This window comes from Microbacterium sp. Bi128 (assembly GCF_918698205.1).
In genome coordinates this window covers 1-5,872 of sequence record NZ_CAKKMM010000246.1, presented here as the reverse complement: position 1 = coordinate 5,872, position 5,872 = coordinate 1, and the positions used below count along the sequence as shown (strand labels likewise).

General features: G+C 71.3%; 4 protein-coding genes, 1 tRNA gene and 2 pseudogenes. 4 read left to right on the top strand and 3 right to left on the bottom strand.

Annotation, left to right across the window (positions count from 1 at the left end; genetic code table 11):
- Window positions 1-374, top strand: a pseudogene (locus LQV45_RS16055) (acetyl-CoA C-acyltransferase); the annotation flags it as partial.
- A 42-nt stretch (window positions 375-416) separates the two neighbouring features.
- On the opposite strand, the gene LQV45_RS16050 reads toward LQV45_RS16055, so the two are convergent.
- Entirely contained in the window at window positions 417-671 is a 255-nt protein-coding gene (locus LQV45_RS16050) for a hypothetical protein (RefSeq protein WP_230007895.1), read from the bottom strand.
- 223 nt (window positions 672-894) lie between these two features.
- Between LQV45_RS16050 and LQV45_RS16045 the strand changes: the two genes are divergently transcribed.
- Window positions 895-2,880, top strand: a complete 1,986-nt coding sequence (locus LQV45_RS16045) for a DEAD/DEAH box helicase (RefSeq protein WP_230007894.1) — start codon at window positions 895-897, stop codon at window positions 2,878-2,880.
- 122 nt (window positions 2,881-3,002) lie between these two features.
- Window positions 3,003-4,121, top strand: a complete 1,119-nt coding sequence (locus LQV45_RS16040) for a VIT1/CCC1 family protein (protein ID WP_374208229.1) — start codon at window positions 3,003-3,005, stop codon at window positions 4,119-4,121.
- Window positions 4,122-4,214: 93 nt separating this feature from the next.
- Here the strand turns inward: LQV45_RS16040 and LQV45_RS16035 are convergent, their stop codons facing one another.
- Window positions 4,215-5,258: an isopenicillin N synthase family oxygenase gene (locus LQV45_RS16035; RefSeq protein ID WP_230007892.1), complete on the bottom strand. Its 1,044-nt coding sequence runs from the start codon at window positions 5,256-5,258 to the stop codon at window positions 4,215-4,217.
- Between the two features lie 127 nt (window positions 5,259-5,385).
- Window positions 5,386-5,470 (bottom strand) — tRNA-Leu (locus tag LQV45_RS16030).
- A gap of 138 nt (window positions 5,471-5,608) precedes the next feature.
- Between LQV45_RS16030 and LQV45_RS16025 the strand changes: the two are divergent.
- Window positions 5,609-5,872 (top strand): annotated as a pseudogene (locus LQV45_RS16025) (hypothetical protein); the annotation flags it as partial.

Genomic DNA, 5,872 nt, shown 5'->3' with positions numbered 1-5,872 from the left:
GCTGGGACGTCCTCGCCGTCGTCGGCGCGGCCGGACAGGTCGCCGGACCCGACAGTTCGCTGCACGCGCAGCCCGCACGGGCCATCGCCCAGGCCCTCGACAAGCAGGGCATCGCGGCATCCGACCTCGACCACGTCGAGATCAACGAAGCCTTCGGAGCCGTGGTGGCCCGGTCGCAGGCCGAACTCGGGCTCACCGACGAGGTGGTCAACCCGCACGGCGGCGGGATCGCGATCGGCCACCCGATCGGTGCGTCGGGCAACCGCCTCGTCGTGCACGCGGTGCACGAACTCGTGCGGCGGGGGAGTGGCACCGCCGCGGTCGCGCTGTGCGGCGGGGGCGGTCAGGGCGACGCGCTCATCCTCACGCGCTGAAGGGATGCCGGGCCCCCGGGCCTGGCATCCTCTGTTCTCGTGTCAGCGCGCGAGGCGCTTCTTCAGGAGCTTCTGCTGCTTGCGCGCGACGGGCGAGTCGCCGGAGACCTGACGACCGCGGCGCGCCCGGCGCGTGTCCACGACGGCGCCCACGGCCAGCGCGAGCGTGATGCCCCAGCTCAGCCACGCCAGGGCCGTGCGCCACGTGAACGGCTCGTCGTTGCGGAGGCCGCGCAGCAGCGTGATGCCGCCCGTGATGGCGCTGAGGAGTCCGGTTCCGAAGATGTACTGGCGCATGCCACCAACCTACTCATCCTCGCGCGGAGGCCGACGACGCCTTGACACCATGACGCCCCACCTCGATAAACGCCGTTCCTGTCGAGACACGCGGTGTCGCACCGTGTCTGGGCGTGAATCGCGTTTATCGCTGGTGCGAGGGCGGAACGCTCCACAGTGCGGCGCCGTGGCCCGGCCCGGTGACCTATCGTTGATGTTCGCGCTCGCGAGGGATGGAGGTTCGATGCTGGAAGACGACACCCGCACCACGCCCCTCCCCGACACCTCGCACACCACGGCTCCCGTCGCGGTCGATCCGGCCTTCGGCACGGTCCCGGCCCCGCGTGACTCCGCGCCGGGCGGCACTCCGTCCCTCGACCTCGAGCCCCGCGACCCCGACGGCACCGAGCCGCACTTCGGCAGCTTCGCCGCCGAGCACCTCTCGCCCTCGTTCCCGCAGCGCGCCCCCTGGGGAACCGCCCAGCGCCTGCGCGCGTGGCAGGCCGAGGCGCTCGACCTGTACTTCGGCCTCGACGGACCCGACGGCGAGGGCAAAGGCCCGCGCGACTTCCTCGCCGCCGCCACCCCGGGCGCCGGAAAGACCACGTTCGCCCTGCGTCTCGCCAGTGAGCTCATGCGTCGCCGCGTCGTCGATCGCATCGTCGTCGTCGCCCCCACCGAGCACCTCAAGACCCAGTGGGCCGAGGCCGCCGCGCGCGTCGGCATCCGCCTCGATCCGTTCTTCTCCAACCGGCACGCCACTCCGTCGCGGCAGTACCACGGCGTCGCGGTCACCTACGCGCAGGTCGCCGTCAAGGCCGAGGTGCACCAGCGCCTGACGATGGATGCCAGAACCCTGGTGGTCCTGGACGAGGTGCACCACGGCGGCGACGCCCTCAGCTGGGGCGACGCGCTCCGCGAGGCGTACGGGCGGGCGACCCGGCGCCTGCTGCTGTCGGGGACGCCGTTCCGCAGCGACACCGCGCCGATCCCGTTCGTGGAGTACCACCCGAACGACAAGGGCATCCGCCTCTCGCGCACCGACTACGCCTACGGCTACCGTCGCGCGCTCGACGACGGGGTCGTCCGCCCCGTGTTCTTCCTCGTCTACGCCGGGCAGATGCGGTGGCGCACCAAGGCAGGCGAAGAGATGGAGGCCCAGCTCGGGCAGGACAACACGAAGGACATCACGTCGCAGGCGTGGCGAACCGCGCTCGACCCCAACGGCGACTGGATCCCCGCGGTCCTACGCTCGGCCGACCGACGCCTGACCGAGGTGCGCGAGACGGTCCCGGATGCCGGAGGCCTCGTCATCGCGACCGACCAGACCGCCGCGCGCGCCTACGCCACGATCCTCGAGGACATCAGCGGCGAGAAGGTCACCGTCGTGCTCTCCGACGAGGCCGAGGCCTCGAGCCGCATCGAGACGTTCTCGAAGGGCACGAGCCGCTGGATGGTCGCCGTCCGCATGGTGTCCGAAGGCGTCGACGTCCCGCGCCTCGCCGTCGGCGTGTACGCCACGAGCGCGTCGACCCCGCTGTTCTTCGCCCAGGCGATCGGCCGATTCGTCCGCGCCCGACGCCGCGGCGAGACCGCGAGCGTGTTCCTCCCCAACGTGCCGCCGCTCCTCGCGCTCGCCGGCGAGATGGAGGCCCAGCGCGACCACGCCCTCGACCGCGACAGCGACGCGGAAGACCAGTGGAACGCCGAAGAAGACATGATGGATGCCGCCGAGCGCGAGGACAAAGCCTCCGACGCGCTCGAGCAGGAGTTCGAGTACCAGGCGCTCGGTTCGCTCGCCCACTTCGACCGCGTGCTCTTCGACGGGCAGGAATTCGGCCAGCTCGCCGTCCCCGGCACGATCGAAGAAGAGGAGTTCCTCGGCATCCCGGGGCTCCTCGAACCCGAGCAGGTGCACGAAGTCCTCATGACGCGGGCCTCCCGCCAGTCGCGGCACCGCTCGAGCCGCGAGGAGCAGCAGAAGGCGAGCGGCCAGGAGCCACCGGGCGTCGACGAGGGCGGTCTGCCCCAGCCACTGCACCGCACGCTGAAGGAGCAGCGGCAGCTGCTCAACAGTCTCGTCGGGCTGTACGCCCGCCGCACCGGAGAGCCGCACGGGCTCGTCCACGCCGAGCTCCGCCGCATCTGCGGGGGCCCCGCGGTCTCGCACGCCACCGTCGCGCAGCTCCAGGCCCGCATCGAGGTGCTGCGCCAGCGCGTGCGCTCCTGACGCCGCCCGGTGGCGGTTTCGCGCCTCCGAAATGCTGGCACGGACCCCGTGGCATCCGCGTCTTTCCGGGGTTCGGGGCCCCGAAATGCTGTCAGTATCGGCCGACGCGCCCGGGGGAGCGGATGCCGCCGCCTAACGTGGGGGCGACCCGAAGGAGACCCGTGACGATCGCCGCCACACCCACCGCCCGCGACCGCCGCCGCTGGGCGCGCTACCTCGTCGACGAACGCGCCGAGGCGCGCGTCTACCGCGACCTCGCCAGCCGCCGCACCGGCGAGGAGCGCGAGATCCTCCTCGCGCTCGCCGAGGCCGAGGGCCGCCACGAGCAGCACTGGCTCGACCTGCTCGGCGACACCCCGCAGCGACTGCCGCGCGCGGGTTTCGGCACGACGATGCTCGCGTGGATGGCGCGCCGCTTCGGCTCGATCTTCGTGCTCGCGCTGGCCCAGAACGCCGAGGCGCGCTCGCCGTACGCCGACGAGCCCTACGCCACGGCGCAGATGGCTGCCGACGAGCAAGTGCACCACGAGGTCGTGCGAGGTCTCGCCGCGCGCGGACGCCGGCGCCTGTCCGGCACGTTCCGCGCCGCCGTCTTCGGCGCGAACGACGGCCTGGTGTCCAACCTCGCGCTCGTGATGGGTGTGGGGGCCACCGGCGTGGCCCCCAGCTTCGTGCTGTTCAGCGGTATCGCGGGCCTGCTCGCCGGGGCCCTGTCGATGGGTGCGGGCGAGTTCGTGTCGGTGCGCTCGCAGCGTGAGCTGCTCGAGGCCACCGAGGAGAGCGACTACGCCGACTCGGCCCTGCCGCACCTCGACCTGGATGCCAACGAGCTCGCGCTCGTGTACCGCACGCGCGGGATGGACGCCGACGAGGCTCTCGCAAAGGCTCGAGACGTCGTCTCGGCGGCGCAGAACGGGAACGCTCCGGTGGCTGCCGCCCCCGGCGAGTCCTCGCACGATGTGGTCGGGAGCGCCTGGGGGGCGGCCCTGTCGAGCTTCCTGTTCTTCGCCTCGGGCGCGATCATCCCCGTGCTGCCGTGGCTGTTCGGATTGAGCGGACTCGTCGCGGTCGTGGTGGCCCTCGTGCTCGTGGGCATCGCCCTCCTCGGGACCGGCGCGATGGTGGGTCTGCTGTCCGGAGCGTCCCCGCTCAAGCGCGGCCTCCGTCAGCTCGCGATCGGCTTCGGCGCCGCCGCGGTGACGTACGTGTTGGGCCTGCTCTTCGGCGTGTCCGCGGCCTGAGTCTGCGGCATCCATCGATAAACGCTCCCGCGAGTGAGACACGGCATGGCACGCCGTGTCTCACTCGCGGCGGCGTTTATCGCCCCCGGCTGGCTAGCCGTGGCTCGCCGTCACCCGGGCTGCCTCGCGCACGGCCGTGAGGTTCTTGCGGCCGGCACGCGATCCGGCGAGCTTCGCGGCGATGTGCTGCGCGACGGTGACCGGCTCGTACAGCGCCGGCGCTTCGCGCGTCACGAAGTGGGGAAGCACGTCGACGACGGCATCCGCGTTCCCGTCGTGGAAGAACGCCGCCGACCGGCGCCGCTCGATCGTCCCGTCGATCACGGGCGGCTTGACGCGGTGCAGCGTCGAGAGCCACTTGTCGTTGGTCAGACGCGCGGCGACGTCGCCGATGTTCACCAGCAGCGCCCCGTCCGCGGGCATGACGTCGTTCCACGATCCGTCCAGCCCCAGTACCTGGAGCCCGGCCACCTGATCGGCCCACAGCACGGTGACCAGGCCGAAGTCGGTGTGCTCGCCCATGCCCGTCAGCTCGGCACCGAGCTCGATCGAGCCCGGCGGCAGGGCGTAGTTGTTCATCCGCAAGACGTCGATGGAGTGATCGGTGAGGGCGTCGAAGAAGTCCTCGGGCACGCGCAGGGCGGCGGCGAAGATCTGCGTCAGGGTGCGGGCGACCCGCCGCGCCTCGACGAAGTACTCCTCGACCGCGGAGCGGAAGGGAGGAACGGCATCCGGCCACGTGTTCTCGGCGTAGTCGGCGGCGGTCGCCGCGGTCCCGGGATACTCCCGCCACGACGTCCCGACGTTGAACGCCTCGAAGAAGTCGTTCATGCGCGTCACCGGGTCGACGCCGAGGCTGTAGCTCAGCGATTCGCTCTTGGGTGGGGTGTATCCGCGGTTCTCACCCGCCGGACGCACGTACTGCTTCTTGACTTCCAGCGGCAGCGCGAAGAACTCATCGATCCCGGCTTCGAGGTCGTCGATGACGACGTTCGGGATGCCATGACCCACGATCTGCATGAACCCGACGGTGCGGCAGGCGTGGTCGACGGCGGCGACGACGGCCGCACGTGCGTGGTCGGGCCCGGGGCCGACCCACGGCGAGATGTCGATCGTGGGAACGTGGAACCGGTACATGTGGCATCCGTCCTTCCGGTATGCCTCGACGCTAGGCCGGTGATGTCACGACGGCGTTTCGCGAGTGTCACAGGTCGTGCGGCGGGAAACGACGAAGGCCCCGGACGAATCCGGGGCCTTCATTCTGTGCGCGAGGGGGGACTTGAACCCCCACGCCCTATACGGGCACTAGCACCTCAAGCTAGCGCGTCTACCTATTCCGCCACCCGCGCATCTGGGTGTTCGCTGCTTTCGCAACGAAGAACGACATTACCACGCCGGGCGCCCCGCCTCGAACCGAGGTCGCTCCCGGGCGCGTCCCGGCCGCGCGTGGGCGGGGGAGGGGGTGCGGCCCGGGTACCGTAGTGCGCATGTCCGAGCACGATGCCGACCCGCCCGAGGTCGCCCGCGTGGCCGCCGACCTCATCCGTTTCGACACCACGAACTTCGGTGGGGGTCGGTCTCGCGGCGAGCGCGAGGCAGCGGAGTACGTCGGGGCGTACCTCGAAGGACTGGGGCTGGCGACCGAGTACTACGAGCCGGTCGAGCGCCGCACGAACGTGTGCGCGCGCGTTCCCGGGCGCAACCCCGAGAAGCCCGCGCTCGTCTTGCATGGGCACCTCGACGTGGTGCCC